The organism is Amycolatopsis sp. NPDC043885 (genome assembly GCF_056435685.1).
In genome coordinates, this window is the sequence record NZ_JBWKEA010000016.1 from 1 (window position 1) to 26,137 (window position 26,137).

At 66.9% G+C, this 26,137-nt stretch carries 26 protein-coding genes and 1 pseudogene; 22 read left to right on the forward strand and 5 right to left on the reverse strand.

Annotation, left to right across the window (positions count from 1 at the left end; genetic code table 11):
* Positions 1-158: 158 nt before the first annotated feature.
* Together AC069I_RS33210 and AC069I_RS33215 are read left to right on the forward strand one after the other, a co-directional pair.
* On the forward strand, positions 159-746 hold the full coding sequence (locus AC069I_RS33210) for a hypothetical protein (protein WP_478267168.1): 588 nt from the start codon (positions 159-161) through the stop codon (positions 744-746).
* A gap of 365 nt (positions 747-1,111) precedes the next feature.
* Positions 1,112-1,306 (forward strand): annotated as a pseudogene (locus AC069I_RS33215) (MBL fold metallo-hydrolase); the annotation flags it as partial.
* 61 nt (positions 1,307-1,367) lie between these two features.
* On the opposite strand, the gene AC069I_RS33220 reads toward AC069I_RS33215, so the two are convergent.
* Positions 1,368-2,588, reverse strand: coding sequence for a hypothetical protein (locus AC069I_RS33220; protein WP_478267169.1), 1,221 nt, complete (start codon positions 2,586-2,588; stop codon positions 1,368-1,370).
* 410 nt (positions 2,589-2,998) lie between these two features.
* On the opposite strand from AC069I_RS33220, the gene AC069I_RS33225 reads away from it, so the two are divergent.
* Positions 2,999-3,247 (forward strand): low molecular weight phosphatase family protein, encoded by a 249-nt coding sequence (locus tag AC069I_RS33225; RefSeq protein ID WP_478267170.1) that lies wholly within the window; start codon positions 2,999-3,001, stop codon positions 3,245-3,247.
* Positions 3,248-3,272: 25 nt separating this feature from the next.
* On the opposite strand, the gene AC069I_RS33230 is transcribed toward AC069I_RS33225, so the two are convergent.
* Complete coding sequence (locus AC069I_RS33230) at positions 3,273-3,578, reverse strand: type II toxin-antitoxin system Phd/YefM family antitoxin (RefSeq protein ID WP_478267171.1); 306 nt, start codon at positions 3,576-3,578, stop codon at positions 3,273-3,275.
* A gap of 178 nt (positions 3,579-3,756) precedes the next feature.
* Here AC069I_RS33230 and AC069I_RS33235 point away from each other — a divergent pair, with 178 nt between their 5' ends.
* Positions 3,757-4,833, forward strand: a complete 1,077-nt coding sequence (locus AC069I_RS33235) for a beta family protein (RefSeq protein WP_478229356.1) — start codon at positions 3,757-3,759, stop codon at positions 4,831-4,833.
* Positions 4,834-4,849: 16 nt separating this feature from the next.
* Here the strand turns inward: AC069I_RS33235 and AC069I_RS33240 are convergent, their stop codons facing one another.
* Positions 4,850-5,179: a hypothetical protein gene (locus AC069I_RS33240; RefSeq protein ID WP_478229355.1), complete on the reverse strand. Its 330-nt coding sequence runs from the start codon at positions 5,177-5,179 to the stop codon at positions 4,850-4,852.
* A gap of 18 nt (positions 5,180-5,197) precedes the next feature.
* Positions 5,198-5,815, reverse strand: a complete 618-nt coding sequence (locus AC069I_RS33245) for a hypothetical protein (RefSeq protein ID WP_478267172.1) — start codon at positions 5,813-5,815, stop codon at positions 5,198-5,200.
* A gap of 100 nt (positions 5,816-5,915) precedes the next feature.
* Here AC069I_RS33245 and AC069I_RS33250 point away from each other — a divergent pair, with 100 nt between their 5' ends.
* From AC069I_RS33250 to AC069I_RS33280, 7 genes are all read left to right on the forward strand, one after another.
* Complete coding sequence (locus AC069I_RS33250) at positions 5,916-6,980, forward strand: DUF6734 family protein (RefSeq protein ID WP_478267173.1); 1,065 nt, start codon at positions 5,916-5,918, stop codon at positions 6,978-6,980.
* A gap of 77 nt (positions 6,981-7,057) precedes the next feature.
* On the forward strand, positions 7,058-7,543 hold the full coding sequence (locus AC069I_RS33255; protein WP_478267174.1) for an AMIN-like domain-containing (lipo)protein: 486 nt from the start codon (positions 7,058-7,060) through the stop codon (positions 7,541-7,543).
* Between the two features lie 189 nt (positions 7,544-7,732).
* The gene (locus AC069I_RS33260; protein ID WP_478267175.1) at positions 7,733-8,452 is read left to right on the forward strand and encodes a HEAT repeat domain-containing protein; all 720 of its coding nucleotides are present in this window, start codon (positions 7,733-7,735) and stop codon (positions 8,450-8,452) included.
* A 36-nt stretch (positions 8,453-8,488) separates the two neighbouring features.
* A complete protein-coding gene (locus tag AC069I_RS33265; RefSeq protein WP_007028085.1) occupies positions 8,489-9,175 on the forward strand; it encodes a hypothetical protein in 687 nt (228 codons plus the stop codon).
* A 159-nt stretch (positions 9,176-9,334) separates the two neighbouring features.
* Positions 9,335-12,241: a discoidin domain-containing protein gene (locus AC069I_RS33270; protein ID WP_478229350.1), complete on the forward strand. Its 2,907-nt coding sequence runs from the start codon at positions 9,335-9,337 to the stop codon at positions 12,239-12,241.
* Between the two features lie 45 nt (positions 12,242-12,286).
* Positions 12,287-13,090 carry a MerR family transcriptional regulator gene (locus tag AC069I_RS33275; RefSeq protein ID WP_478267176.1) on the forward strand — a complete coding sequence of 268 codons (804 nt, stop codon included), beginning with the start codon at positions 12,287-12,289 and terminating at the stop codon, positions 13,088-13,090.
* Positions 13,087-14,082, forward strand: coding sequence for a BtrH N-terminal domain-containing protein (locus AC069I_RS33280; RefSeq protein ID WP_478229348.1), 996 nt, complete (start codon positions 13,087-13,089; stop codon positions 14,080-14,082). The genes AC069I_RS33275 and AC069I_RS33280 overlap by 4 nt, the downstream gene beginning before the upstream one ends.
* On the opposite strand, the gene AC069I_RS33285 is transcribed toward AC069I_RS33280, so the two are convergent.
* A complete protein-coding gene (locus AC069I_RS33285) occupies positions 14,064-14,861 on the reverse strand; it encodes a DUF1684 domain-containing protein (protein WP_478229347.1) in 798 nt (265 codons plus the stop codon). The genes AC069I_RS33280 and AC069I_RS33285 overlap by 19 nt on opposite strands.
* Positions 14,862-14,965: 104 nt before the next feature.
* Here AC069I_RS33285 and AC069I_RS33290 point away from each other — a divergent pair, with 104 nt between their 5' ends.
* The 11 genes from AC069I_RS33290 (at position 14,966) to AC069I_RS33340 (ending at position 26,086) form a co-directional block, all read left to right on the forward strand.
* Positions 14,966-15,238, forward strand: a complete 273-nt coding sequence (locus AC069I_RS33290; RefSeq protein WP_478229346.1) for a hypothetical protein — start codon at positions 14,966-14,968, stop codon at positions 15,236-15,238.
* A 126-nt stretch (positions 15,239-15,364) separates the two neighbouring features.
* Complete coding sequence (locus tag AC069I_RS33295; RefSeq protein WP_478267177.1) at positions 15,365-16,618, forward strand: HNH endonuclease signature motif containing protein; 1,254 nt, start codon at positions 15,365-15,367, stop codon at positions 16,616-16,618.
* Between the two features lie 385 nt (positions 16,619-17,003).
* Positions 17,004-17,633: a hypothetical protein gene (locus AC069I_RS33300; RefSeq protein WP_478235729.1), complete on the forward strand. Its 630-nt coding sequence runs from the start codon at positions 17,004-17,006 to the stop codon at positions 17,631-17,633.
* 58 nt (positions 17,634-17,691) lie between these two features.
* Positions 17,692-17,895: a helix-hairpin-helix domain-containing protein gene (locus AC069I_RS33305; protein ID WP_340688314.1), complete on the forward strand. Its 204-nt coding sequence runs from the start codon at positions 17,692-17,694 to the stop codon at positions 17,893-17,895.
* Positions 17,896-17,965: 70 nt separating this feature from the next.
* Positions 17,966-18,343, forward strand: coding sequence for a DUF1801 domain-containing protein (locus AC069I_RS33310; protein ID WP_478267178.1), 378 nt, complete (start codon positions 17,966-17,968; stop codon positions 18,341-18,343).
* Between the two features lie 19 nt (positions 18,344-18,362).
* The gene (locus tag AC069I_RS33315) at positions 18,363-18,749 is read left to right on the forward strand and encodes a YchJ family protein (RefSeq protein WP_478229400.1); all 387 of its coding nucleotides are present in this window, start codon (positions 18,363-18,365) and stop codon (positions 18,747-18,749) included.
* 58 nt (positions 18,750-18,807) lie between these two features.
* On the forward strand, positions 18,808-20,046 hold the full coding sequence (locus AC069I_RS33320; RefSeq protein ID WP_478229341.1) for a hypothetical protein: 1,239 nt from the start codon (positions 18,808-18,810) through the stop codon (positions 20,044-20,046).
* Between the two features lie 120 nt (positions 20,047-20,166).
* On the forward strand, positions 20,167-23,259 hold the full coding sequence (locus tag AC069I_RS33325; protein ID WP_478267179.1) for a glycosyl hydrolase 2 galactose-binding domain-containing protein: 3,093 nt from the start codon (positions 20,167-20,169) through the stop codon (positions 23,257-23,259).
* A gap of 115 nt (positions 23,260-23,374) precedes the next feature.
* Positions 23,375-23,779, forward strand: coding sequence for a helix-turn-helix transcriptional regulator (locus AC069I_RS33330; RefSeq protein WP_198941864.1), 405 nt, complete (start codon positions 23,375-23,377; stop codon positions 23,777-23,779).
* A gap of 5 nt (positions 23,780-23,784) precedes the next feature.
* Positions 23,785-24,177 (forward strand): VOC family protein, encoded by a 393-nt coding sequence (locus AC069I_RS33335; protein ID WP_478267180.1) that lies wholly within the window; start codon positions 23,785-23,787, stop codon positions 24,175-24,177.
* A 40-nt stretch (positions 24,178-24,217) separates the two neighbouring features.
* Complete coding sequence (locus AC069I_RS33340; RefSeq protein WP_478229399.1) at positions 24,218-26,086, forward strand: Na+/H+ antiporter; 1,869 nt, start codon at positions 24,218-24,220, stop codon at positions 26,084-26,086.
* Positions 26,087-26,137: the final 51 nt, after the last annotated feature.

The window sequence follows — 26,137 nt, forward strand, 5'->3', positions numbered from 1 at the left end:
CGATCGGGATGCTCAGCCCTGACAACTTCGAGCAGTCACTCCGAGCGGCTGCCTGAACCCTCGTAACCCCTGTCCACCATTCGGGGTGAACCTCAGCTAACGATACTTACCTCTACCGTTTGGCTTGGTTTCTGCATTTCCATTACCAAGCTAAGTATGTGCTGAACCGGACGGACAAGGTGTACGTCGTCGCTGCAACACTGGGTACCGGGAAGAAGAAGAGAGCCGTCCGGGAAGCTATCGAGGAGGTGTGCGCTCAGTTTCCATGGCTGGATCTGACCTTGTGCACCTGGGACAGCGCAAGCTCATGGGGACTACAGGTTGCTGACTACGCGCTCTGGACCGTTCAACGTCGGCTTGTGAAGGGCGAGTGCGCTCACTACGAGACTGTATATCCGCTGCTAAAAACGTGCTTCCGCCCGCGGGAGGGATATAAGGAGCGGCCAGCTATCTCGGTAAAACCCGAGAAGCGAGCCCCTGGCTCCCTTGTCGCTGACCGCCCTGCCACCAGTTTCCCGGGAGAAGCTCCTCCAGTCAAGACTGACGAATCCGAGGGCACCAGCCTCGACACGCCCCGTTTCTCATGGGAAGACTCCTTCGATCCATGGATGAACGAAGACGAGCCCGAGGAACAAGAGGACGTTTGGAGTGCGGCACCGCCGGAAGCTTTCGAAGATCTGACGACCGACGAGGACCCGGCATCTCAATCCCGACGCCGCAGGTTGGAGGAACTGGACTACCTGTAGCAGCGTCAGACACGGCACGCCTCAATGCGACCCTACGACAACCAACGCTCGCTGCAGGCGCAGCACTTCGACCACCATCAAAGATGTCGTCGGCCTCTTGTCCCGTCTGAACCGCCTCGACCTCGGGCAACCCTCGATGCCGTCGGACCAGCTTCTCAGCAGTCAGACGCTTTCGACGCGGTATCGGTCGCAAGCTCAGCCACTTCGACGCCGTCGCGAGAGACATGGTAGATCTCGCCGACTCGACGGCGTCCATACCGGCAGGGGAGTTGTTACGAACTCGCGCTGGGGGGATCACCTTCATGGGGCATGAGTAGCCATCCGTAGCTCACTGAGCTACGGATGGCTAGTTTGTTCACCGCTGAGGCGATACGCTGTTCCCCGGCGGCGTCGGCAAGACTGGTTCGCCGGAAGACTTCAAGTCGCTTCTGGACGACGTCGAATCGCGGATCTTCGGGGAACTGCCGGACGAGACGTGGTTCTACCCAGGCCACGGCGACGACTCGACTTTGGGCGAGCAGAAACCGCACATCGACGAATGGCGCTCCCGAGGCTGGTGAGGCAACAGGTTATGTCGGCGAGGCCAGGGGTTGTGCCTATTGGGAGTGCAGGTGGATTGTGCTATCGCACAGCGTGCCGCCGGCTGTTGAACCTGTCCGACCATCCGATGATCGTGCCGTGGGCGTTGATCCCGACAGTGCTGCTGTCGTTGTGGCCGGGCAGGGTGCCCAGGTCGGTGATCCGGCCCGCCGAGTCCCACCGCACCGCGCGGGAATAGCCGCTCCGCAGCTCCGCCTGGCCGATGATCGTGCCGTCGTCATTGATCGCGTAAGCGGTGCTCTCGCCGCCGCTGAGGGTGCCCAGGTCGGTGATCCGGCCCATCTGGTCCCACCGCGCCGCGCGGGACTCGCCAGTGGCTTCTGAAGTCCTGCCGATGATCACGCCGTCGGCGTTGATCCCGACAGCACTGCTCTCGGGATGGCGAGGCGGCAAGGCACCCAGGTCGGTGATCCGGCCCGCTGAGTCCCACCGCACCGCGTGGGTATGGCCGCCGCCCGCGGACGCCTGGCCGATGATCGTGCCGTCGTCGTTGATTCCGGTGGCATGGCTGAAGCGGCCGCCGGGCAGGCTGCCCAGGTCGGTGATCCGGCCCGCCGGGTCCCAGCGCACCGCACGGGGCTGGAGTTTGGCCACGGTCGCCGTGCCGACGACGGTGCCGTCGGCGTTGATCCCGACAGGTGTGCTGCCGGTGTAACCGGGCAGGGTGCCCAGATCGGTGATCCGGCCCGCCGCGTCCCACCGCACCGCACGGGGCTCGCCCTTGGCCACGGTCGCCGTGCCGACGATCATGCCGTCGGCGTTGACCGCGACAGCAGTGCCCTCGGGACGGCCGGGCAGGGTGCCCAGATCGGTGATCCGGCCCGCCGGGTCCCACCGCACCGCGTGAGAATGGCCGCCGCCCGTGGACGCCTCGCCGATGATCGTGCCGTCGTCGTTAATCCCAACAGCGACACTGGAGCGACCGCAGGGCAGGGTGCCCAGGTCGGTGATCCGGCCCGCCGCGTCCCAGCGCACCGCGCGGTCGCCGCCGCCGGCCGTGCGCGCCCAGCCGACGATCGTGCCGTCATCATTGATCGCACGAGCACGGCTCTCGCCGCCGCCGAGGGTGCCCAGCTCGGTGATCCGGTCCGCCGGATCCCACCGCACCGCGCGCCTGGGGTAGGACGCAGAGGGTGGCTGGCCGTTGACCGCACCGTCGGCATTGCTCCCGACAGCGGCACTGGAGCGGCCGCCGGGCAGGGTGCCCAGGTCGGTGACCGTGGTGGCAGCGACAGCCCGCACCGGAACACTGACAACCAACCCTGCCGCCACCACCGCTGCGGCCCCGATACCGAAGGCCCGCAGCCCCCATGCACGACGTCGCGGAAGCAGCGCCACTGCTCCCCATCGTTGAGGTTTCCTCACGTTATTCCTCCTCACGGGAAAGGCGTGACACGGCCACCCCTCACTGCAGCACGTTCGGAACACGAGCACAGGGGCCACAAGAGGCACAAAGTGTCACCTGGCGCCAAGTGGCCAAGCGCCGTCGGTGCTGTTTGTCTGCGTCCACAACGCTGACCGCCGCATTCCTCACCCGCCTCGCGGGCGACCGGGTTCAGGCTCGCTCGGCCGGCTCTGCCCGCCGACCAGATCAACCCGGCTGTGGAGGCCATGCGCGAGGTCGGCACCGGCATCTCCGCCGAGATTCCAAGGTGCTCACCGCCGATGCCGTCGAATCCTCGGACGTGCTGATCACCATGGGCTGCGGCGACACCTGCCCGGTCTTCCCCGGCAAGCGCTACCGCGACTGGAAACTCAACGATACAGCCGGGCAAGGCGTCGACGCCGTGCGCCCGATCCGCGACGCCATCGAGCGGCAACGGGATGAATCGACGATGGCGGCACCGAGCATTTCCGTACATGCCGTCGGGCGGCGTCCTTCGCCCGTCGTAACCGCCTGATGCAAATCAGCCACGGTGACAGCAGTCAGCTCCGGGAGCTTGCGAGTGCTATGGGGAGGAGCAGACCGAAGTCGATGTAGGTACAGGTGTCGAGTACGCCTGTCTCAGGACGATCAGTCACGAAACCGATCCCAGGCGTCGCCGTAGTCCACTCGATCCTCGGTACCGAAGAACTCATCGGCTTCCCGCCGCAGCTGAGCTGCCTCGGTATTGGCCGCAGTTCAGCTACCTCAACACCGTTACGCGTGAGGTGGTAAGTCTCGCCAGCCTCGACGGCATCCATTACAGCTGCGGGGTTGATCATGAACTCGCGCTGGGTGATCACCTTCACGAGACCAGTGTGCTCAAGCGTAGCTCGATGAGCCGCACCGCCGAACTACTTCACGTAACGAACCTGATCACTCACAGAGCGCAATATCTGCCACCTACTCGGAGGACGGCCTCGAACACGACATTGCTTGATACTGAGAAAGTTCGAACAATGTCGCCGCCCACAGGGAGGAAGGCGGATGCATCCTGTTCGTCCGCTGGTCGCGGTCAAGGCCAAGGTCGGAGAATTGAACGCTCTGAGCTGCCTGCGCTCCCCTCAGGACACACAGGTACGTGTGATGGTCGAACTGCTCGATTCCGTGGCTCCGACCGGAGGCAGGATCCTCCCAGTGCTCGTCCGAGCAGCCGTACGGGCCGCGTCCTACGGCCGCCCCTTGTGGATCGACACCACCTGGCTGGCAGCCGGCAGCCCGCTCGTACAGCAGCCGGGAGGGGTGTTCGAGTTCCTCGACCATGCCATCGAGTTCGCGGCCCAGGCCGAGCTCGGGCTCTTCGCACCTGACGTCGCCTACTTGATTCCCGTCGTCTCTCTCGACGCCTCGGAGTACGAGTTACGCAGAGTACGTCTTCTGCTCGAACACCAGGATCGCGACATCGTCATCCGGCTTCCTCACTCGGGCAGGCCACTACACGAAGTCCTCGGACGGATCGACTCGATCATGAGGTCGACGGGCACGCGACCGGGGCGCATCCATACGATTCTCGACGCTGGCTTCGTCGAGACCGTCCGCCCAGGCCAAGCCATCGCGGCAGCCGAAACGGCCTCGGCGTTGTCAGATCTGCTCGGCCCTGCCACGACCACGCTTCTGGCCGGATCCATCCCAGCCCAGCGAACCACCTACGTGACGACCGAACGCGATCGCCCAGAAGTCACCTTCTGGAACGAGGCAGACCACGCCAGTGCGAACGGGGTCAACTACGGCGACTATGGCGTGACGCATCCACTGCCGCCGAGGTCCGACGGCAACCCGAGAACCCCTAATCCGTACCTCTGCTACACCGTGCCGGGCAAGTCCGTACTGCTGCGCCGCAAAGTCGAAGAGGGCGACGATCCCGCCGAGCGATTCACAGATCTGGTCGAGGAGCTTGTCGAAAGAAACGACTTCGCCGGACCGGGCTACTCATGGGGAGACAATGAACTGACACGATGCCGGCGCACCGGTGGGAGAACCGCCGGCTCAGTCTCTCGCTGGGTCGCCATGGCCACCTCCCACCACATCGAACATGTGGCACGAAGGTCTGCCGCCGACCTCTGACTCGACTCGAGCAACGTTACCCCGTGGTGGCCGGATCATGGATCCAGCAAAGCTCCCCTGTCGCCGGAAGCTCCCCCAACGCCTTGACCTCGCACGCCAGCCGCGACAGAACGGCGTCCTTCGACCCTGGCCACGCCACGAAGTCGTGATCCGCGCCCACCAGGTCGCCGGGGACCGCGCCTCGGTCCATCAAGGCGCCCACTACCAAGAGCAACGCCGCGGTTCTCTCCGCGAAGGTCGCGCCTTCGCCCACCTTCGCTCCCGCCACGGCGGCCACGACCGAGAGCCCGACCCTGCCCTCTCGCGCGTAGTCGAGCAGCGACTCCAAGCCCACGTCATCGGCCATGTTCACTCCCCTGCACCATCAGCGAAAAGCGATGCCGTACTGCTCACGCGGCCGGCAAGGCCCCGCGAACGTGTGCTCCACGACGCCACGCCGGATTTCGAGCAGACGCCGATCGCCGGCCGGCGGCCGGATCACGCGCTCGCACTGGGTCTGTTCCGCGTACCACCAGCAGGCTTCGGGAACGTGGTCGTCGAACGTGATGCTGACGTTGAGCCCTCCCTTGACCTTGCCTTCACCGTCGACGACACCTGGCGCGATCCCGTGATGGTCGACGTCGACGTTGATCCACCGTCTTTCTCCGTCCAGATCGTCGTCGCATACGAGGGAGACGAATTCGTGCCGCTCTCCTTTACGGAGCGGCTTCGGGAAGCGCAGATCCACAGCATCCGCCGACGTCTCGACGCGGCAACCGAAGATCGCTTTGACGGGAACCGGCTCGGTCCACCCGGCTGGAGCCCGCGCCGCGTAGCCGTCGACGCCGTTCTCGCAGGCGACGACAGTTCGCACCGCCAACCGGCGATACGCCCTTCCATGCCGCATTTCCACGCTCACGAGCAGGCGTTCCAGGAACACCGGCTGACAGGCGAACGCCTGACGCGCCGAGAATCGGCTCGGCGCCCCCGCGCTTGACGACAAGAGACTCCTCCTGACCGTGAAAGATCAGAACCGGCGAAGGGCTTTCACCGGTCGTCGCACCCAAGGTGTACTAGTACACCACATCCGGCGGGTTCGACAAATGGCCGTCGTAACGTTCGATCTTCCGGAGCCGAACCACAGCGCGATGCCGTACTACGGATACGATCCCGGCACCGCGGTCGCCATCGGCGGCCGGTTGCTCGCGCCCGGAATCCCCCGGCACAGCGGATACGGCGAGATCGGCGAGCCGGGTTGGCGTCCTCCACCGGTCCGCGTGGTCCGTCCAGGTGACAGGACCGCGCGACCGATCCGCCGGGCGGTCTGGTCGTTCTGGAGCGTCCCGTACCGGCGCCGGCGCGGAAGGCATTGGCCCAGCGACTTCTTCCACGCGTTGTCCTGGATCCTGTCGTTCCGGCTCGCGTCCCGCCTCTTCCCCACGACGGCGTTGGTGACCGACGACTGGGGTCACGAACTGCTTGCCGAACGGCTGCGGCTGCCCTTCGACGACATCTCCCTGACGCTGAACGGGCTAGCCGGGCAGGACCCGTCGTGGTGGGCGCTCGGGAAGTTGCACGCGTACCGCGAGCAGCATGAGCCGTTCCTGCACATCGACAACGACGTGTTCCTCTGGCCCGGATTCCCGGCGGAGGGGCTGGACGGAGAGGTCGTCGCACAGAATCCCGAGCACGCACCGGTTCGCGATGCCGGCTACTACCGGCCCTCGGCCGTCGCCGCGGCGATCCGGAGCGCCGGCGGTTTCCTGCCGAAGGAATTCAGCGGCTACACCGGGGACGCCGCACTGTGCACCGGAGTCGTCGGCGGCACGGCGATTCCCTTCCTCCGCCGCTACGCCGATCTCGCCATCCGCATGGTGGAGTCGGCCGAGAACCAGACGGCCTGGCAACGGCTCGCGCCGCTCGAGGACTACAACCTCGTTGTCGAGCAATACCTTCTCGGCGCACTCTGCTGGGGCGGCGGCACCACGGACGTGCAGTGCGTCTTCGGCTCGCAGCACGACAGCTACCGGGACGATGACCGGAAATTCACCCATCTCATCGCTTCCGCGAAAAGCGATCTCCGTTACCTGGCCTGGCTCGCGGAGCGCGTGAGAAACCATTTTCCCGCCGACCTCGAGATCGTTCGACGCGTATTCGGCGATCAGTAACGATAGTGCGAAGAATACAACCGATCGGGACCTGGGGCGTCTTTCCGGAAACAACTCTCCGGCAGGAGGTCATCGCCATGACCATCACCCTACGACGCGCAGTCGCCGCCACCGTCCTGATGTTGACCGGGGCCATCGCCGCGGTCACACCCGCTTCCGCTGCGGCGCAGCAGATCCCCGCCATGACCGGGATCCGCACCGGCCAGAACCCCGGCTTCGACCGGGTCGTGCTCGACCTGAGCGCCGGCGCGGCTCCCGCCGTCCGGTACGACCTCGTCGACGAGTTGATCGCCGATGGTTCGGGCGAGATCGTCTGGCTGACCGGGGAATTCTTCATCGCGGTCACCGCGACCCCGGCGGCCGCGCACGACGACGCCGGGAATCCCACCTATCCCGGCCCGCGGAAATTCCGGACCCGGAATCTGCGCACCGTCATGGCGGTCGCGGTCACCGGCGACTACGAAGGCACCTTGTCCATCGGTCTCGGCGTCCGGTCGAGGACGCCGGTCACCGTGTTCACCCTGACTTCGCCGAACCGCGTCGTCATCGACGTCCGCCATTGAGCACGAGCGGGAATCCGTGAAGGCTTTTCGACGACCATCCCGTTTCGGTGAGCAAAATCCTTTTCGGATTTCCGCGGTGAAAATCACGTTCCGCCCCAACGGGCGAATTTTCGGAAAATCAGGTATCTGCCGCGCCGGCCCGCGTTCCTTCCTTCCGTCAGCATCACCGCCGCCGCGAAGGAGAACCTCATGCCACGCAATCCCGACACCCCGTCCTTGGGCCCGGGTGGCGACAATCTCGAAGCGGGCCCGGGTAGTTCGGGCCTCGGAAGCTTCTCGAACAGCGAAATCGGCGAACTGGTCACCCAGGCCGCCGAAACCATGGCCGCGTCCGGCGAGGACGCCGAGCGCAATTACCAGCGGAGCCTCGACCGGCTTCGCGAGCGCGCGGACGACGTCGTCCCGGCGCTCGGAGCGCAGTACGACGCCTTTTCCGAGGAGCAGTACCTGGAGCGTTGGGGCTTGGTCCAACTGCTCACCGATCTGAGGCACACCGCCGCCGTTTCGGTACTGGAGAACGTGCTGCGCCAGCCGATCCCGCCGGAGCGTTCCGACGATCCCGCGCACGGGATCAGCACCGTCGGCGAAGAGGTGATCATCCGCACCACCGCCGTGGAAGCGTTGGCGCGCTTGGCATCCGCCGGGGACAGCACGGCAAAGGAGCTACTGCTGCGGCAGGTCCGGCACGAGGTGTTCACGGTCCGGCGCGCGGCGGTCCAGGCCGTCGCCGCGACCGGGGACACGGAGCTCACCGCGCGGGTGCGCGAGGAACTCAGCGGCACCGAGGACGAGCGCCTGCTGAACATCCGGCGGGTCGAGGTCCGCGGTGTCCCCCAGGCCGTCGGCGGCCGGTACGTGAAGGACTCGCGGGCCGACGACGTGCCACCGCCGGAGCCCCCGCGCTCCTGAACCCCATCCATTCCTTATACAGAAAGGTGATCACCGATGGCCACTTGCAGCTACACCGTGCCCGACAAGAACGTGACCGGGGACAATTTCTACGGAGCCTCGATCTGCAATCAGACCTACATCGACTATTTCTGGAACACCTACGGTTTCGCGGGCAACAAGGACTACTGGGACGACGGCTTCGGCTGGGAAGACGCGTGCAACACCGACAAGCCGCTCGCCCGGACGTTCAACGCGTGCTACCTGCTGACCTATTCGGCACAGGACTACCAGAACGACGCCTATTCCGGGGCGATGCTGAACTGGGCGCGCCGGTACGTCCGCGACAACTGCGACGACCTCCGCTCGCTCTGCGGCGACGGCAGCGCCATCGCGCGCTCGTTCAAAGGGGCGTTCGTCGACGACCGGATCGAGCTGTACCTCGGTTTCTGGTACTCCAAGGACGTTCCCGGACGCGCCGAGACGTTGATCCACGAATCGCGGCACCAGGGCGGGAAGCCGCACAACGCGAACTTCCCGGCGGGTTCGGTGTTCGGCGCCGGCAAGAGCGGCGCCGACTCCACCTGGGGCTACGAGGGCGCCTGGATGTACGGCGCGCTCTACCTGTGGTGGTTCTACGCCCAGGGCGCCCGCACGACGTCGGCCTTGCGTGAACGCGCCCGCCAGCGCGGGAACCTCGTGATCGACAACGCCTTCGCGACTCATCCGGGCTTCAACATCTGAGTCACGACCGACAGGCCCTCTCGTACTGCAGACGAGAGGGCTTAGTCGCGAAATACCTCCGATGACTTGATGAGTGTCCCGCTCATCGGGGCTTGACCATCGACATTTCTGCGACAATCATCGGATCTCTCGGGAACCCCACGCCTTGGATGAGAGCGGATGGTCATGAGAGTTCGAGCGCATCGCACCGCCTGGCTCGCCATAGTTCTCGCCCTGCTGACGAGCCTGCTCACCACGACGACCGCGAGCGCGGAGGTGCACCATCCCCGGCAGAAGTGGCTCCGCGAAGCCACCGCCGGACTCTTCCTCCATTGGGGCATGTTCACCGCACCACGCCACACTGATTGCGCCGCTTGGGAACGCGCCGTCACCGACGGCGGCTGGAGCGCGGACTACTGGGTGGACGAGGCTCGCAAGCTGGGCGCCTCCTACATCGTGCTCGCCACCTTCCACAGCAGGCTGGGCTACGCGCGCCCGTGGCCGTCGGCGATCCCGGGCAGCTGCTCTACGCGCCGCGACCTCCTCGGCGAGCTCGTCAAGGCGGGCAACGCGAAGGGCGTCCGGACGATCCTCTACATGACCGACGATCCCCAGTGGCACAAGGAGACTGGTGTCGAGTCACTGGATTCCGCCGCGTACTCCGCCTACAAGGGCAAGCAAGTCGACCTGACGACCCGCCCGGGCTTCGGCGAGTACAGCTACGACCTCTTCCACGAGGTCATGGACCGCTACGCGGACCTCGCCGGGTTCTGGATCGACAACGACAACGACTACTGGGAGAAGAACAAGCTTTACGAACAGATCCGCGAGAAACGGCCGTCCTGGTTGCTGAGCAACAACAACGAGGACACCCCGATCATGGACACCGTCAGCAACGAGCAGAAGACCGGCATCACACCGCCGTACGACTATCCGCAGGCCGCCTTCACCCCCATGCCGAGGCTCACCGAGGCCGACTACAAGCTGCCGACCAACGGCGGCTGGTGGTACGACGGCACCGATCAGGCCGTCGACTTCCGGCTGTCCACCGGGCGCTACATCACCAACGCTGGTTCGTCGATGAAGTCGTTGATGGCCGAAACCCCGATGGTGAACGGGAAGTTCCCGCCGCAGCAGGAGGCGTACAACAACTTCATGGCGAGCTGGGTGCCCCCGATCAGGTCCTCCTTGCAGGGCAAGGAGGGCGGCGGGTACATGTACGGCGGGATGCAGCCCGGGTTCTGGAACGACGGTGCGCACGGCGTCATCACCGTCGAGCCCGGCGCGGGAACGCAGTACCTCCACGTGGTGACGCGGCCGCGCACCGACCTGCTCCGCTTACGCGACAACGGATACAAGGTGACCGGCGTGTCCGACCTGCGCACGGGGAAGTCGCTGCGCTTCAGCCAATCCGGCGGTTATCTGACCATTGTGGACATCAAGGACTGGGACTCCTACGACACGGTGTTCAAGGTGGAAACGGCCGGGCAGCGGTACTTCCACGACTCCCGCACGATCAAGGCGACCGCTTCGTCCTCGCGCGCCGGGCATCCGGCGTCGAACCTGGTCGACGGGAACTTCGAGAACCATTGGGACGCCGACGGCAAGCAGCCGGTCTCGCTGACCTTGGACCTCGGCAGGAGACGGACCGCCACCTATCTCGCGGTGAATCAGCGTGAGATGTCGCCGACGCACGCGCGCGAGTCGTTCGGCAGGCCGGAGGACTCGTCGCGGATCAAGGACTATCGCGTCTACGTCAGCGACGACGGGCGGAACTGGGGCAAACCGGTCCGCACCGGCGCGATGCCGAGCGCCCGTGGTGTGCAGTTCATCGATTTCGGCGAACGGCAGGCCCGGTTCGTCAAACTCGAGGTGCTGAACACCTGGTCCGGGCCTCAGGCGAAACCCTTCTACAAGCAGTTGGCGATCGACGAGATCAAGGTGGCGTACGGCTACCCGAGTTCGGCGCTGGGCGCGCAGGTCCCGCTGGAGGCGGAGTCCTTCCGCAACGACCACGACGGCCGCGCCAGGCTCGGCCATTGCTCATCCTGCTCCGGATCGTTCCAGGTCACCGGGCTCGGTGGCGGCCCGCGCAACTCGGTCACTTATCCGAACGTGACGGCCGCCGAAGCCGGAAGCCACCGGCTCCAGCTCGACACCGTGGGCGGTCCCGCGACGTCGGTGGCGGTGAGTGTCAACGGCGGCACCCCCGTCGGGACCGTGATCGACGCCGGAACGCCGGGAGTCGTGACTTCGACGGCGATCCCCGTCGAACTGAACGCCGGCGCCAACACCGTCAAGGTGTTCAGCGACGCCTCCTCGGGGCCGGGCCTTGACCGGATCGCGATCGCCCTCCTGCCACCGTCGTCCTACACGCCGAAAACGACGCTGACCGTCGAACCGGGCGGCATCCAGTGGCTCGCGCCGGGACGGCAGTCCCTTCAGGTGACCGCGAAGCTGCGGCTCGACGCGGACGACACGATCAAGCAGGTCGGCCTCGCACCCGTCGTCCCGGGGGGCTGGACCTTGCAGGGTGCTCCGGCCACGGCGACGTCGATGCGGGTCGGGAACGAGCTCGAAGCCTCCTGGACCCTGGTCTCCCCCGAAGGTGTCACCGCGGCCGACATCCCGGTCACCGCGTCGTTCGACCTGCTCGGCCGGGCGAAAACGGTGAGCAAGCCGGTCCGGGTGAGCCCACGACCGGCGGACCGGGTCTTCATGCGGGAGGCCGAAGACTCGGCGAACGACGTCGGCGACGCGGGTGTCACGAACTGCGGGGTGTGCTCGGGCGGGCAGAAGGTCCGCAACATCGGTGGCGACCCGAGTTCGTTCGTGCGGTTCGACGACGTCACCGTGCCCGAGACCAGGCGCTACACCCTCCACATCGACTTCACCGTCAACGGGCCGCGCTCGTACTTCGTCACGGTCAACGGCGGCACGCCGATCGAGGTGAAGGTCGACGGCGCCGGCAACAACACCCAGCTCACGGCGTCGTTGCCGGTCGAGCTGACGGCGGGGGCGAACACGATCAAACTCCACAACGACCACGCGTCCGCCCCGGATCTCGATCGGCTGTCACTGGAGTGAGTACCGGCTTGACCCTCTCCCCGGGAGAGGGTTCAGGCTGGTCCCATGACGACCCTGATGCCGATAGGCGTGTTCGCGCACGCCACCAGGCTGTCGGTCCGCGCGCTGCGGAACTACGACCGGATCGGGCTGCTGGTACCCGCCAGCGTCGATCCTGGCACCGGGTACCGCCGGTACTCGCTCGAACAGTTCGCGCGCGCCGGCCTGATCCGGCGGCTGCGGGAACTGGAGGTGCCGCTGGCGGAGATCGCCGCGATCCTGGACGCGGGCGACCCGGACGAGGTGAAGGCCGCGATCAAACGGCATCACGACCGGGTGGCGGCACGGGCCGCCGAACTCGCGGCGATCACCGACGGACTCGACTCCGTGCTCGCCGAACCGACGCGGTGGCTGCACGTCTACGAACGCGTGCGCGCACCGCGACCGATCGCCCGCCTGTCGATCCGGACGCCGTTGAGCGGTCTGGCCGAACTGATCGGCCCCGCCTACGCCCGGCTGTTCGCGGCCCTGGGCGCGCAAGGGGTCACACCGTCCGGACCGCCCGGGGCCCGTTACGTCACCGACGATCCGGATGAGCTGACCGTCGAACTGTTCGTCCCGGTCGGCGGGCCGGTGCGGGACGACGGGGCGATCGGCTCCGCCGAGCTTCCCGGTGGACCGCTCGTGGCGACGATCCACGAAGGTGGCTACGAAGACGTCGAGACCGCGTACCGATCGCTCGGCCGCTGGATCGCCGAACGCGATCGCGTCCCGGCAGGTCCCGCCGAAGAGTTGTACCTGGTGGCGCCCGGGCCGGGAGTCGCACCCGAGGCCTACCGCACCGAGATCGCCTGGCCGGTGACCTCGTGATCATCGAGGGAATCGCGTCCGCGGGCGGGGAGCACTGCGAGACCAGCACGCTCCATGTCCTCCTGCGGCACGCCGGGATCGAGCTGTCCGAGCCGATGCTGTTCGGACTCGGCGAAGGCCTGGGCTTCCTCTACTGGGACGGGAAGAACCTGCCGTTCCCGTTCCTCGGCGGGCGCAGCAAGCCCGTCGAGATCACGCGGAAGCTGACCGACCGGCTCGGGCTGTCCTTGCGGGTCAAGGAAACGACGTCGGCGCGCACGGCGTGGCGCAACGTGGCCGAGGAGATCGACGCCGGTGTGCCGGTCGGTCTGCAACTCGACTCGTACCACCTGGAGTACTTCACGTCGAAAGTCCACTTCGGAGGGCACTTCGCCGCCTTGTACGGCTATGACGACGAGCACGCTTTCCTCGTCGACACGGCACAGCAGGGCGGCTCCGTATCGACATCACTGGAGAGCCTCGAACGCGCCCGCGGGGAGAAGGGCCCGATGACGGCGAAGAACCGCTCGTTCACCATCGGTGCGGACGAGCCACTGGTTCCGCTCGCCGACGCCATCCGCACGGCCGTCCGGGCCAACGCGGCGGGGTTCCTCAATCCGCCCATCGCGAACCTCGGATATCGCGGGATCGGCAAGGCCGCCGTCCAGGTGCGGAAATGGCTGGAGCGCAGCACTGATCCGGCGCGCGACCTTCCGCAGGCCGCCGTCCTGATGGAGCGGGCAGGGACCGGCGGGGCACTCTTCCGCCGGATCTACCGTGACTTCCTCGCAGAAGGCGCGGCCATCGTCGACGATGCCGGTCTCCTCACCGCGTATGAGAAATACCGGGAAATCACTCCACTATGGACAGAGGTCGCGGACTTGTTCGCACAGGCAGGAAAAACCGGCGATGCCGGAAGGCTGAACGACGCGTCCGCCCTCCTGTCCGAGCTGGCCCGGCGCGAACAGGAGGCGATGACGGCGCTCGCGACCGTTCAGCCCTGCCGCTCGTAGGGCAGCTTCTCCCCCGCTTCCACCGCGAACGGCAGGTCGTTGCCCGCCGGCGGCAACGGGCACGTGGCGAAATCGGTGAACGCGCAGGGCAGATTCGTCGCGCGGGTGAAATCGAGGACTACCGACCCGTCGTCCGCGGGAGGCGGCACCGCGAGCGACCGGTTCGCCGCGTAGGTGGTGACGCCGCTCGTGGCATCGGTGAACAGGATGAGCAGGCCGTCCTTCTTGCCGTTGAACGCGGTGAGCGCGTGCTCCACGCCGTCGTACTCGAAACGCACGATGCCCGGCGAGACGTAGACGTGGCTGAGCCCTTCGACGACCGCACCGACCGTGGTCGGCCGCGGCTCGTCGAAGGGCTCGAAAGTCCCGGACAGCACCCAGGCCGCGTCGGGCTCGTACGCCGGGACACCGCGGAAAGCGTTCAGCACCGGCGCCTTCGGGTCGTGCGTCCGGATCAGGTACCCGCCGCGGCGCGCCACCTCGATCTCGATGTCGCCGGCGACGACCCTGGTGGTCGCACCGCTGTTGATCAGCTCGAAGCGGCGGACACCGGTGATCCGCTCGCCGTCGTGCGAGAGATCCGCGCCCTGAGGTTCGAGGTACGCCGCGTCGGCGTCCTGCCACCACAGGCCGGGCAGCCCCTCGTACGCGCGCGGCTTGTCCTCGAGCCAATCAAGGGACACCAGGGCGAGCCAGCCGAGCGGATCGGCGAGATCGCGCTCGCGCTGGGTCTTCCAGCTCTGCCAGTCCCGCGTGAACGTGTCCAGGCTTGTGCTCATCGCCGATCCCCTTCCGTGACCTTGCTCGTTCCCCCAGGTCAACGGGCCGGCGGCGACGATATTTCCTGTCCCGGTATGTGGGCTATGCCCGGTAATCCTCGGTGGTGCCTTCCTCGGCGGAGATCAACTCGGTGTTGGGCGCGAAGAACGCCTTGATCCCCGGCAGGTTCGCCCCTTCTCTCGCGGGACGCGGCGAAGTCCTCGGAAAAACGCCACCACACGACGTCGAGCCAGCTCTCGTCGTCGACCCGGATCAGCTGGGCGTCGAGGAACCCTTCCCGGTCGGCCCGGAAGTCGGCGAGCATCGCGGGGCGGGCCTGGAGCAATTCGTCCGCGCGGTCTGCCGGTCGCATGCGGGGCCGCATTTAGTCGACTAATTGCGTCACCTCTTCTTTGCGTGGTGTCGACGCGAGGAAACATCATCCTTCAGTGTTGTGTGTACGTCTTACTTGTCGCTCAAAATTACGAACACTTGTTCGATTGATTTGCGGTAATATGGAGAGGTGCCCGAGACCTTCCTTCCCGAGTTGCCGCAGGAACTGTGGCGTGCCGGCAAGCTGGAGCTTGCCCATGGTGTGCGGCAGTCGTTGCGGGTGATTCGGATGGCGACCGCCGGATTGGGGCAGTACCTGGCGGAGATCGAGTCCCGGGGTGTCAAAGACTTGTTCGGGTATGGGAGTACGGCTGCTTGGTTCGCGGATGTGGCGGGATTGTCACGCGGTGAGGCGCGTCCGGTGGTGAATCGGGCGATCGCGCTGAATCCGACTCGGGCTTTGGACGGCACTGAGGTTCCCGCTGTCGCGCCCGCGACCGCCGCGGTCGCCGCCGAAGGGTTGGTCGGGGACGAACGGATCGAGCAGATCCTGGAGATCTTGAAGAAGCTCCCCGCCGACACCTCTACTGAGGACCGCGCCGGTGCGGAGAAGATTCTCGCCACCCTCGCCCGCGACGCCGGTCCCCGCCAGCTCGCGGACGCCGAAGCGAATCTGCTCGCGTTGCTGGACCCGGACGGCAACGAGCCAAAGAATCCCGAACCCAAAGAGCCGCGCCGGGAAATCACCCTGGAGCGCCGGAAAGACGGGTTCTGGAAACTCACCGGTCTGCTCGACGATGAGACCGGTGCCCGCACCGCCGCCGCACTGGAAGCGTACGCCGCACCGCGGCCGGTCGACGAGTTCGGCCAAGCCGATCTGCGGATGAAGTGCGAACGCCTGGGAGACGCCTGGGCCGACATCCTCGACCTGGCCATCGCCTGCCCGGACCAGCCCGGCACCAGCGGCTACCGCACCCTGCTACACGTCACCATCGGACTCGACGAACTGAAATCCGGCCTCGGGACCGCGTGCCTGGACTTCGTCGGCACGATGACCGCCAGAGAAGCGCGGCTCGCGGCCTGCGACTGCCTGATGCTGCCGGTCGTGATGAGCGCCGCGGGTGAACCCTTGGATGTGGGACGACTGCGCCGGTTCGTCACCCCCGGCCAACGCCGAGCCCTCAACATCCGCGACGGAGGCTGCGCCTTTCCCGGCTGCCATCGAAAACCGAAGAATTGCCACGCCCACCACATTGTGCATTGGGCAGACGGCGGACCCACGGATCTCCGGAATCTCGTGCTGCTGTGCGGATTCCATCACCGGTTGATTCACCACGGTGACTGGGAAGTCCGCATGGCGGCCGACGGATTACCTGAGTTCATCCCACCCCAGTATCGAGATCCGCTCCGGCAACCCCGCCGCAACACCCTCCACCACCACTGACCCCGAGGAGCCCGCCAGCCACACCGGCGACGGGCCCCTCGGCATGCTTCCAGCCCGGCGCTCCGTGCCGATTCTTCCTGCAACGCGACGACCTCAGCGCAACGGACGAGGTCATGTCCAGCGGACAACACCGGGATCTGAAGGACATGAAGGCCCCTTTCCTCTTGCGCCTAGGTACATGAAGGGGCCTTCACGTACCTAGTCACGGCGTCTCGCCAGGCCGACTACCCGGTCAAGCCGCGCGTCGGCTGAAAATGTTCAGTACCGGCGGAAACCCGAACATCGACTGCGCCGTTCGAGCGTATTAACGCAAGAGCTCTCGATTATTCCGCAAAACCCGGAGCAAGATCGGCCGTTCCGGACTTGGGAGGGGACGGAGCACATCATGGTGAATCAACCACGTGGCCCGGACGGCCGTTGGATCAAATACAAGTACGGTGCGGGCGCGATGGCCACGGCAGGAGTGGTCGTTGCCGCCACCAACGGCATTGGCGGAGGCACTGCCGCCTCCCTGGATTCCGCCGCGAGCCAAGCCCTCAAAGGCAAAAGCTCCAGCAAGAAATCCGCGCAGAAGGGCCGCCATTCCGAAACATGGCAACGCCTGGGCTGGCGCCAGCTGAAGAAGACCGCCAAGCGGGAACTCACCTGCGGGCCGCATTCTTTCGGCGAAGTCCAGCGCTTCTTCCTGCGCCATCCTTGCGTGGATCTCGATCGCATGATGGTCACTGTCGACGACGGCGCCGGGAACACCATCACCGTGTCCGTCGCGTGGGTGAAGATGCCGAAGTCGAGCGAGGCAAGCGACCTGAAACGGCTCGTCGACAAGGACGGCACCGGCAACGTCGTGCTCTTCGGCGAGGCACCGCCCGGAAGCCGCTTCACCGGCAAGAACTACGACTCCCGTCTGGCCAAGAAGCTGGTCGTGATCGCCGAATCCGCCCCAGCTTCAGGACGACCGAGCGAAGCGACGCTGGAGACCGCCGTCGACGTCGCCGTCGAGTTCCCCGCACCTTGAACCCGCACCAGCGGTCCACAATGGAGGCGACCAGGCCGGACACGACCGAAGAGGACCCATGAACGATCAACCCGACCTGCCGCCCGGCATCGGCAACCCGGCGACGCGCGCCTTCACCGCGGCCGGTTACACGCGGCTGGAGCACTTCACCCGCGCCACCGAAGCCGAGCTCACGAGCCTGCACGGCGTCGGCCCCAAAGCGCTCCGCATCATCCGCGAGGCGCTGGAAACACGAGGTCAGACATTCAAACTCACCGACTAATTTTTTTGTCTTGACAACTTAGACCTTCGGCGGTTGACTCTACACCACACCGACCGAAGGAGTACGAGTCATGGCCAAGTTCGCGAACGTCGACGACTACATCGCGGCTCTGCCCGAGAACCTGCGCGAAGTCGCCAGCGCGTTGCGCCCGATCGTCAACGCTTCCCTGCCGGGTTCCATCGAGGCGATGTACCACGCCTCCCCGACGTGGAGCGCCGGCGAAGCCGTCGGGAAGAACCTCGTCTGCCTGATGAAGGCTTACTCGTCGTACGTCACCTTCGCCCTGTGGAAGGGGCAGCTCGTCGACGACGAGTCCGGCAGGCTGGAGGCGAGCGCGCGGGAGATGGCGCACGTCAAGCTGCGCTCAGTCGAAGACATCGACGCCGCCCTGTTCACCGCTTGGCTCAAGCAGGCGCGAGACCTCGAAACCACCGCGGCGGCGCGGTGACACAATCGGCGGCGTGCCTGTGATCACCGACGAGTCCCGTTGCCCCTGCGGCCTGGGCGAGCCCTACGGCGTCTGCTGCGGCCGCTTCCACCGGCGAGCCGCGACCGCGCCGACCGCCGAACTCCTGATGCGGTCGCGGTTCAGCGCGTTCGCCGTCGGCGACACCGAATACCTCACGAAGACCTGGCACCCGAAGACCAGGCCCGCCGATCTCGAGCTCGATCCCGGGCAACGCTGGACGTTCCTGGAGATCCTCGGCAAGACCGGCGGCGGACTGCTGGAGAACGAGGGCACCGTGGAGTTCCGTGCCCACTACCGGCAGGATCGCCAACCCGGCAGCATGCACGAGAACAGCCGCTTCGTCCGCGCCGACGGGCAGTGGATCTACGTGGCTCCCGTCGGCTGAGTCCCACTTCCGCCAACCCGGCGAATCACCCGCCCCTGCCGTGATAGACAAGGTGGCGATGGGAAAACTGACCCGCCGGGCGAGGGCGAAGGCCGACCACTTCGCCTACTCGGCCGCTCGTGAGTGGCCGGTCGCGGCGTCCGGGGTCGGCGTCGTCCTGGGTGTGGCGACAATACTGCCCAGCGCCTTCGGCATCGCGCTTTCGGTACTGGCACTGGCTTTGGGCACCACCACGTTCGTCAGGGATCTCCGGCTGCTGCGGGCACGATGGGCCGGGTTCGAGTTCAGCGCGATCGCCGCCCCCTTCCCCACCGCCGAACTGCCGCCCCCGCCCGCCTACCCGGGAGCGGCGTACCTCTCCGTACCCGCGCGAGGAACGGCGCTGGTCAGCGACGCGATCGACGCAGCACTGACGGCGGGGAACTTTCGGATCGTCGTCGCCGAGGAGCCGTACCGCCTGCCGCCCAAGCTCAAGGCGACCGCGCCGCACGTTCTCCCCTTGCGCGCGAAGGGGCGGCTGCTGTTCAACGGCGCCATCGTCGGCATGCGCGGCGAACCGCTCCCCGCCGCGGGCGCCACGCCTGCCCCGATCCGGCTGCATCGAGCGCGGTTCTTCGACGCCGTGTGCTCCAACGAACTTTCGACGCTGCGGATCACCAAGACCGACACCGGCGAGGAGTACGACCTCCGCCGCGAGGAACTCGCCGACTCATCGGGCAGCCTGCGCACGCTGGCGAGCAGTGAACTGGCCGATCTGGTCGGCGTCTCGACCATCGCGTTCACCTCCGACGGCAAACTGGTCGTGGTGCGCCAGTCCGGCCGGAACTCCGCGAGCGCGCTGTTGCTCGCGCCGTCGGGCAGCGGCTCGCTGGAACCCCAGGATCTCGACACCCCCGACGGCGGACGCCGCCGAATGCTGCACACCGCGGTGATCGCCGGGATGGAGCGGGAACTCCGCGAGGAGACCGGCCTCCTGCCCTGCCAAATCACCTCCACCAGACTGACCGGGTTCGCGCGCTGGATGGAGCGCGGCGCGAAGCCGGAGTTCCTGGGGATCACCGAGCTTTCCGTGGACAGCGCCACCCTGCTGACGCGTCGTACGCGCGGCGCCGAGAAGCTGTACAGCGCGGGCACGACCATGCTCGACGTCGACCTCGCGGCGCTAGGCAAGGACCTTTCCGACGGGGTGGACCTGGCCGACGCGCCCTCACTGCCGTCGAGATTGCGTGACGACGCGTCCCTTCCACTCCTGCTCTGCCTGCGCGCGGCCGCCGTCCGGCGGAGCTTCCATCGCTGACGAACCCGGTGCAAGGTCTGTTCTCCGCGTGACGTGGCGGCTACTATCTCCCCCAATATTGTTAGGGAACTTTCTTAACGATTTCGCCAAGGTCCGCCGTGTGCCCGAGGAGGCGCGCTCGTGAGTTTTCGGCAGAAGAGAACCCGGATCCCGTTACTGGCCATGACCGTCACCGCGCTGGCCGCCGCGGTCTGCGGGGTGACCACCGCCCCCGCCGCCACCGGAGCGGAAGTGGCCGTCCCCCTGTCCGTCGGCGCCGCCGCGGGCAACGCCACCCCGATCCCCGGCTACGTGATCCAGTCTTCGGCACAGGTCAGCGACGACTCGGCGGTGTCGAAGCCGGGCTTCCCCACCGCCGGCTGGTACCCGGTGTCGTCGCGCTCGACGGTCTACGCCGGATTGCTGCAGAACGGCAAGTACGCCGACCCGTTCTACTCGACGAACATGAAGAACGTCCCGACCGCGCAGTTCTCGGTGCCGTGGTGGTACCGCACGGATCTGAACGTCGACGACACCTCGAAGCGCACGTACCTCGACTTCAGCGGCGTGCTCTCCAAGGCCGACGTCTGGGTCAACGGCACCAGGATCGCGACGAAGGACCAGGTCAACGGCGCCTACACCCGCCACGACCTCGACATCACCGCGCACGTGCGCCAGGGCGTCAACAGCGTCGCGTTCAAGGTCTACCCCAACGACCCCGACAACGACCTCTCGATGGGCTGGATCGACTGGGCGCAGACCCCGCCGGACCAGAACATGGGCATCGTGCGCGACGTCCTCGTCCGCCGCAGCGGCCCGGTCGCGCTGCGCAGCGCCCACGTCGTCCAGAAACTGAACTCCTCGCTGGACCGCGCCGACCTGACGGTGAAGGCCGACGTCCGCAACGACTCGGCGAACGCGGTGCAGGCCACCGTCGCCGGCACCGTCGCGGGCAAGCCGATCACCCAGACGGTCTCGCTGGCCGCCAAGGAACGCAAGACGGTCACCTTCGGCGTGGTCGGCCTCGACAAACCCGACCTCTGGTGGCCCGCCGGGATGGGCGGCCAGCACCGGTACGAACTCGACCTGACCGCGAGTGCCGGCGGAACGCCGTCGGACACCTCCAAGTCGAAGTTCGGTGTCCGCGACGTCAAGGCGCCGCTGAACTCCAGCGGCGGGCGGCAGTACAGCGTCAACGGCAAACCGCTGCTGATCAGGGGTGGCGGCTACACGCCGGACCTGTTCCTGCGCTGGAACGAGACCGCGGCGGCCGACAAGCTCAAGTACGTGCTGAACCTCGGACTCAACACGGTCCGGCTGGAAGGCCACATCGAGCCGGACGAGTTCTTCGACCTCGCCGACGACCTCGGCGTGCTGACCATGCCCGGCTGGGAATGCTGCGACAAATGGGAAGGGCACGTCAACGGCGAGGAGAAGGGCGAGCCGTGGGTCGAGTCGGACTACCCGATCGCCAAGGCGTCGATGTTCTCCGAGGCCGAGCGCCTGCGTGACCACCCGAGCGTCATCTCCTTCCACATCGGCAGCGACTTCGCGCCGGACCGGCGGATCGAGCAGGGCTACCTCGACGCGATGAAGGCCGCCGACTTCGCCCTCCCGGTGATCCCGTCTGCGTCGAAGAGGCCGTCCCCGATCACGGGCGCTTCCGGCATGAAGATGAACGGCCCGTACGACTACGTCCCGCCCGTCTACTGGTACGACAAGTCGCAGAAGGACCGTGGCGGCGCGTGGAGTTTCAACTCCGAGACCAGCGCGGGCGTCGACATCCCGACGATGGACACGTTGAAGCGGATGATGTCGGCCAGTGAACTGGAAACGATGTGGAAGGACCCGTCGGCACCCCAATACCACCGTTCTTCGTCGACGACGTTCGCGAACCTGAAGCTGTTCGCCAACGCGCTCACCAAGCGCTACGGCGCGCCGGCGGATCTGACCGACTTCGTACGGAAGGCGCAGCTCGCGCAGTACGAGAACGTCCGCGCGGAGTTCGAATCGCACTCGCGCAACTACACCGATTCGACCAACCCGTCGACCGGGTTGATCTACTGGATGCTCAACAGTCCGTGGACCTCGCTGCACTGGCAGCTGTTCGACGCCTACATGGACCAGAACGGCGCCTACTACGGGGCGAAGAAGGCCAACGAGCCGCTGCACATCCAGTACTCGCACGACAATCGGTCGGTCGTGGTGATCAACCAGACGTCGAACGCGGCGAGCGGGCTGACGGCGACCACGAAGCTGTACAACCTCGACGGCACGGAGAAGTACAGCAACACCAAGACCGGGCTGTCGGTCGGCGCGCTGGGCGCCAAGGCCACCGCGGTCACCGTCCCGGCGGTGAGCGGACTGTCGACGACGTACCTGGCGAAGCTGGTGCTCACCGACTCGTCCGGCAAGGAGGTCAGCCGGAACGTGTACTGGCTCTCCACCAAGGCCGACACGCTGAACTGGGGCGGCAGCGACTGGTACTACACGCCTCAGTCGGGTTACGCCGACCTGTCCGGCCTGAAGAACCTCGGGCAGTCCGCGGTCAGCGCGACGGCGAAGTCGGTCGCCGGCGCCGACGGCACCACCACGACCACCGTGACGCTGAAGAACACCTCGGGCGGCAAGCTCCCGGCGTTCTACGTCGACTCGAAGGTCGTGGACGCCGCGGGCAAGCCGGTACTTCCGGTGGAGTGGAACGACAACGCGGTCAGCCTGTGGCCGGGTGAAACGACCACGCTGACCGCGAAGTACCGCACCGCCGATCTCAAGGGCTCCAAGCCTTCGGTCCGCGTCTCGGGCTGGAACACCGGCACGCAGACCGTTCCCGCCGACGGCTCCGGCCCCAGCACCCCGGTCGACTACCAGGCCGAGGACGCCACGATCGACCGGGGCGCGGTGGAGTCGAACCACGCCGGGTTCACCGGCACCGGCTTCGTCAACTACGACAACGTCGCGGGCAGCTCGGTCGAGTGGACGGTGAACGTGCCGTCCGCGGGCACCTACGACGTGGTCGTCCGCTACGCGAACGGGACGACAGCGAACCGGCCGCTGGACTTCTCGGTCAACGGCTCGATCAGCGCTTCCGGTGTCGGCTTCGGCGGCACCGGGGCCTGGCCGAACTGGACGACCAGAACCGCCAAGGTGACACTGGCGGCGGGTGCGAACAAGATCAAGGCGGTCGCCACCACGGCGAACGGCGGTCCCAACATCGACAAGATCACCCTCTAGACCGGGAGTCGCCCGAGGCCCCTTCGCCACCCGGCGAGGGGGCCTCTCCCTTCGGGGCGTGGGTTACGCTTTCCGGGTGACCGGCAAACCCGACCCGCGCCTGCGGGACCTGGCGATGCTGCGCCGTGTCCGCGACCGGATCGATCGCGACTACGCGCAGCCCTTGGACGTCGAGGCGCTGGCCCGCGGCGTGCACGTCTCCGCCGGGCACCTCAGCCGCGAGTTCCGCGCCGCGTACGGCGAATCGCCGTACAGCTACCTGATGACCCGCCGGATCGAGCGGGCCATGATGCTGCTGCGGCGCGGGGACATGTCGGTCACCGAGGTCTGCTTCGACGTCGGTTTCTCGTCGCTGGGCACGTTCAGCACGCGGTTCTCCGAACTGGTCGGCATCTCGCCGAGCGCGTACCGCAAACAGGCGGCGGAGGACGGCCGGGGCATGCCCGGCTGCGTCGTCAAGCAGGTCATGCGACCGATCAGGAATCGAGAAGCGACGCCTCCACGCGCCGACCTACCTTGAGTCGTATGACCCTCTCGATTCAGGCGTCCTTCCTCCCGGCAGACGATCTCGAGGCTTCACTTTCCTTCTATCGCGACATCCTGGGCTTCGAAGTACGTGACCAGGGTCCGCTCCAGGCCACGGTCGGCCCGCCGGGGCAGCCGGAGACGTCACTCGTGCTCCATCCCGCCGCCGGTCCGGAGATCACCGACGAGGAACGCGCGACGATCGCCGAGCTGATGGCCAAGGGCGTCCACGGGATCATCGTGCTGTCCACCCCGGACCTGATCGCCACCTTCGACCGGATCCAGGCGGCGGGAGCGGACGTCGTCCAAGAACCGATGAAGCAGTCCTACGGCGCCTTCGACTGCTCTTTCCGCGACCCGGCGGGCAATCTGGTGCGGTTCGAAGAGCGGTAGCCCGGCCTCGGTGCGCGCGCTCTGACGCTCCCGGGTGATGATGAGCGGCGTGGAGATCGCGGTAGAACTAGTGGCACTGGTGGTGGCCGTCCTCCTGGTCACCGCCGCGGCGCGGAAACTCGACTGGTCGGCGCCCCTGTGCCTGATCGCCGTCGGGGTCGCGGCCTCGTACGTGCCGGGCGTCCCGGAATACGAGCTGGACCCGGAGGTCGTGCTGCTGGGGCTGCTTCCCCCGTTGCTGTACGCCACCGCGATCCGCACGTCGCTCATCGATTTCCGCCGCAACCGCGGGCCGATCCTGCTGTTGTCGGTGGGGCTCGTCATCTTCACCACGGTCGCGGTCGGGGTCGTGGCGTGGCTGGTGATCCCCGGTCTGCCGCTGGCCGCCGGGCTCGCGATCGGCGCGGTGGTCGCGCCGCCCGACGCGGTCGCGGCCACCGCCGTCGCCCGCAAGGTCGGGATGCCGCGCAAGCTGACCAGGCTGCTGGAGGGCGAAAGCCTGTTCAACGACGCGGCCGCGCTGGTCGCGTTGCGGACCGCCATCGCGGCCATCGCGGGCTCGGTGAGCCTGCTGCAGGTCGGTGGCGACTTCCTGCTGGCCGCGGGCGGCGGGCTGGTGATCGGGTTCGCCGTCGGCGCGCTCGCCGCGCTGATCCGCACCCGCCTCGAAGACCCGGTCACCGACACCGCGCTTTCGCTGGTGGTCCCGTTCGTCGCCTATCTGGCCGCCGAAGCGATCCACGGTTCCGGCGTGATCGCCGTTGTCGTCGCGGGGCTGATCCTCGGGCACAAGGCGCCGAGCATGCTTTCGGGCCGCTCCCGGCTGGCCAGCAGGCTGAACTGGCAGACCATCCAGTTCCTGCTGGAGAACATCGTCTTCCTGCTGATCGGGCTCCAGGTCCGCCGGATCATGACCGAGGTCGGCGACAGCGGGCTGACCGCGCTGGAACTGGTGCTGATCTGCGCCGCCACCCTGGCCGCGACCATCGTCACCCGGATCGTCTGGATGGCGGGTATCGGCCTGGCGCGGCGGGTATTCCGCCGGCACGCCTGGCCGTGGCGGTACTCGGCCGTGATCGCGTGGGCGGGCATGCGCGGTGTCGTCACGCTCGCGGCCGCGTTCGTGCTGCCCGCGGACACCCCGCAGCGGGCCGTGCTGGTCCTGGTCGCGTTCGTCGTGGTGGCGGGAACGCTGCTGCTGCACGGGACGACGCTGCCGGTGCTGGTGCGCCGCCTGAAACTGCCGCCGCCCGACCCGGCCGAGGACGCGCTCCAGGAGGCGGCCGTGCTCCACGACATGACCAGGGCCGCGCTCGAAGAACTGGAGAAGATCCGGACTCCCGAGGACCCGGACGACATCGTCGAACGCCTGCGCAGCCGGCTCCAGCACCGCTCGGACTCGGCGTGGGAGGAACTGGGCAGGCAGAGCGCGCTGACCGAAACGCCGAGCGACGCGTACCGCCGCCTGCGGCTGCGGCTGCTCGAAGTCGAACGGGAGAAGTTCCTGGAGGCGCGCGACTCCGGGATGGCCGATGATGACGTCCTGCGCCGGATCCTCGAACGCCTCGACATCGAGGAATCCATGCTGGACAGGGAGGAGGAGACCGTGCCGGACTCCGATCGGGAACTGCGCACCCCCGCCGCGACGGCGGGATCGTGCAAACATCTGACCAAGGAGTGGCCCGCGATCGAACCCAGCGCCCCGGACTTGTGCGCCGTCTGCGTCGAGAACGGGATGACCTGGGTGCACCTGCGCGAATGCGTCAAATGCGGGAACGTCGCCTGTTGCGACTCCTCACCGGGCAAGCACGCGACCGAGCACTTCCACGACACCCTGCACCCGGTGATGCGCAGCCACGAACCCGGCGAGACCTGGCGCTGGTGTTTCGTGGACAAACAGCTGGGCTAGAGGTCGTGTCCTGTGAGTCTTGTCCGATGGGCTTAGTGATCAAAGTGGTTC

Excerpts from the sequence above, each read along its gene's own strand:
- AC069I_RS33235 (WP_478229356.1), top strand. The coding sequence starts at position 3,757 with ATGCATCCTGTTCGTCCGCTGGTCGCGGTCAAGGCCAAGGTCGGAGAA.
- AC069I_RS33240 (WP_478229355.1), bottom strand. The coding sequence starts at position 5,179 with ATGGCCGATGACGTGGGCTTGGAGTCGCTGCTCGACTACGCGCGAGAG.
- AC069I_RS33250 (WP_478267173.1), top strand. The coding sequence starts at position 5,916 with ATGGCCGTCGTAACGTTCGATCTTCCGGAGCCGAACCACAGCGCGATG.
- AC069I_RS33255 (WP_478267174.1), top strand. The coding sequence starts at position 7,058 with ATGACCATCACCCTACGACGCGCAGTCGCCGCCACCGTCCTGATGTTG.
- AC069I_RS33260 (WP_478267175.1), top strand. The coding sequence starts at position 7,733 with ATGCCACGCAATCCCGACACCCCGTCCTTGGGCCCGGGTGGCGACAAT.
- AC069I_RS33265 (WP_007028085.1), top strand. The coding sequence starts at position 8,489 with ATGGCCACTTGCAGCTACACCGTGCCCGACAAGAACGTGACCGGGGAC.
- AC069I_RS33270 (WP_478229350.1), top strand. The coding sequence starts at position 9,335 with ATGGTCATGAGAGTTCGAGCGCATCGCACCGCCTGGCTCGCCATAGTT.
- AC069I_RS33275 (WP_478267176.1), top strand. The coding sequence starts at position 12,287 with ATGACGACCCTGATGCCGATAGGCGTGTTCGCGCACGCCACCAGGCTG.
- AC069I_RS33285 (WP_478229347.1), bottom strand. The coding sequence starts at position 14,861 with ATGAGCACAAGCCTGGACACGTTCACGCGGGACTGGCAGAGCTGGAAG.
- AC069I_RS33300 (WP_478235729.1), top strand. The coding sequence starts at position 17,004 with ATGGTGAATCAACCACGTGGCCCGGACGGCCGTTGGATCAAATACAAG.
- AC069I_RS33305 (WP_340688314.1), top strand. The coding sequence starts at position 17,692 with ATGAACGATCAACCCGACCTGCCGCCCGGCATCGGCAACCCGGCGACG.
- AC069I_RS33310 (WP_478267178.1), top strand. The coding sequence starts at position 17,966 with ATGGCCAAGTTCGCGAACGTCGACGACTACATCGCGGCTCTGCCCGAG.
- AC069I_RS33320 (WP_478229341.1), top strand. The coding sequence starts at position 18,808 with ATGGGAAAACTGACCCGCCGGGCGAGGGCGAAGGCCGACCACTTCGCC.
- AC069I_RS33330 (WP_198941864.1), top strand. The coding sequence starts at position 23,375 with ATGCTGCGCCGTGTCCGCGACCGGATCGATCGCGACTACGCGCAGCCC.
- AC069I_RS33335 (WP_478267180.1), top strand. The coding sequence starts at position 23,785 with ATGACCCTCTCGATTCAGGCGTCCTTCCTCCCGGCAGACGATCTCGAG.
- AC069I_RS33340 (WP_478229399.1), top strand. The coding sequence starts at position 24,218 with ATGAGCGGCGTGGAGATCGCGGTAGAACTAGTGGCACTGGTGGTGGCC.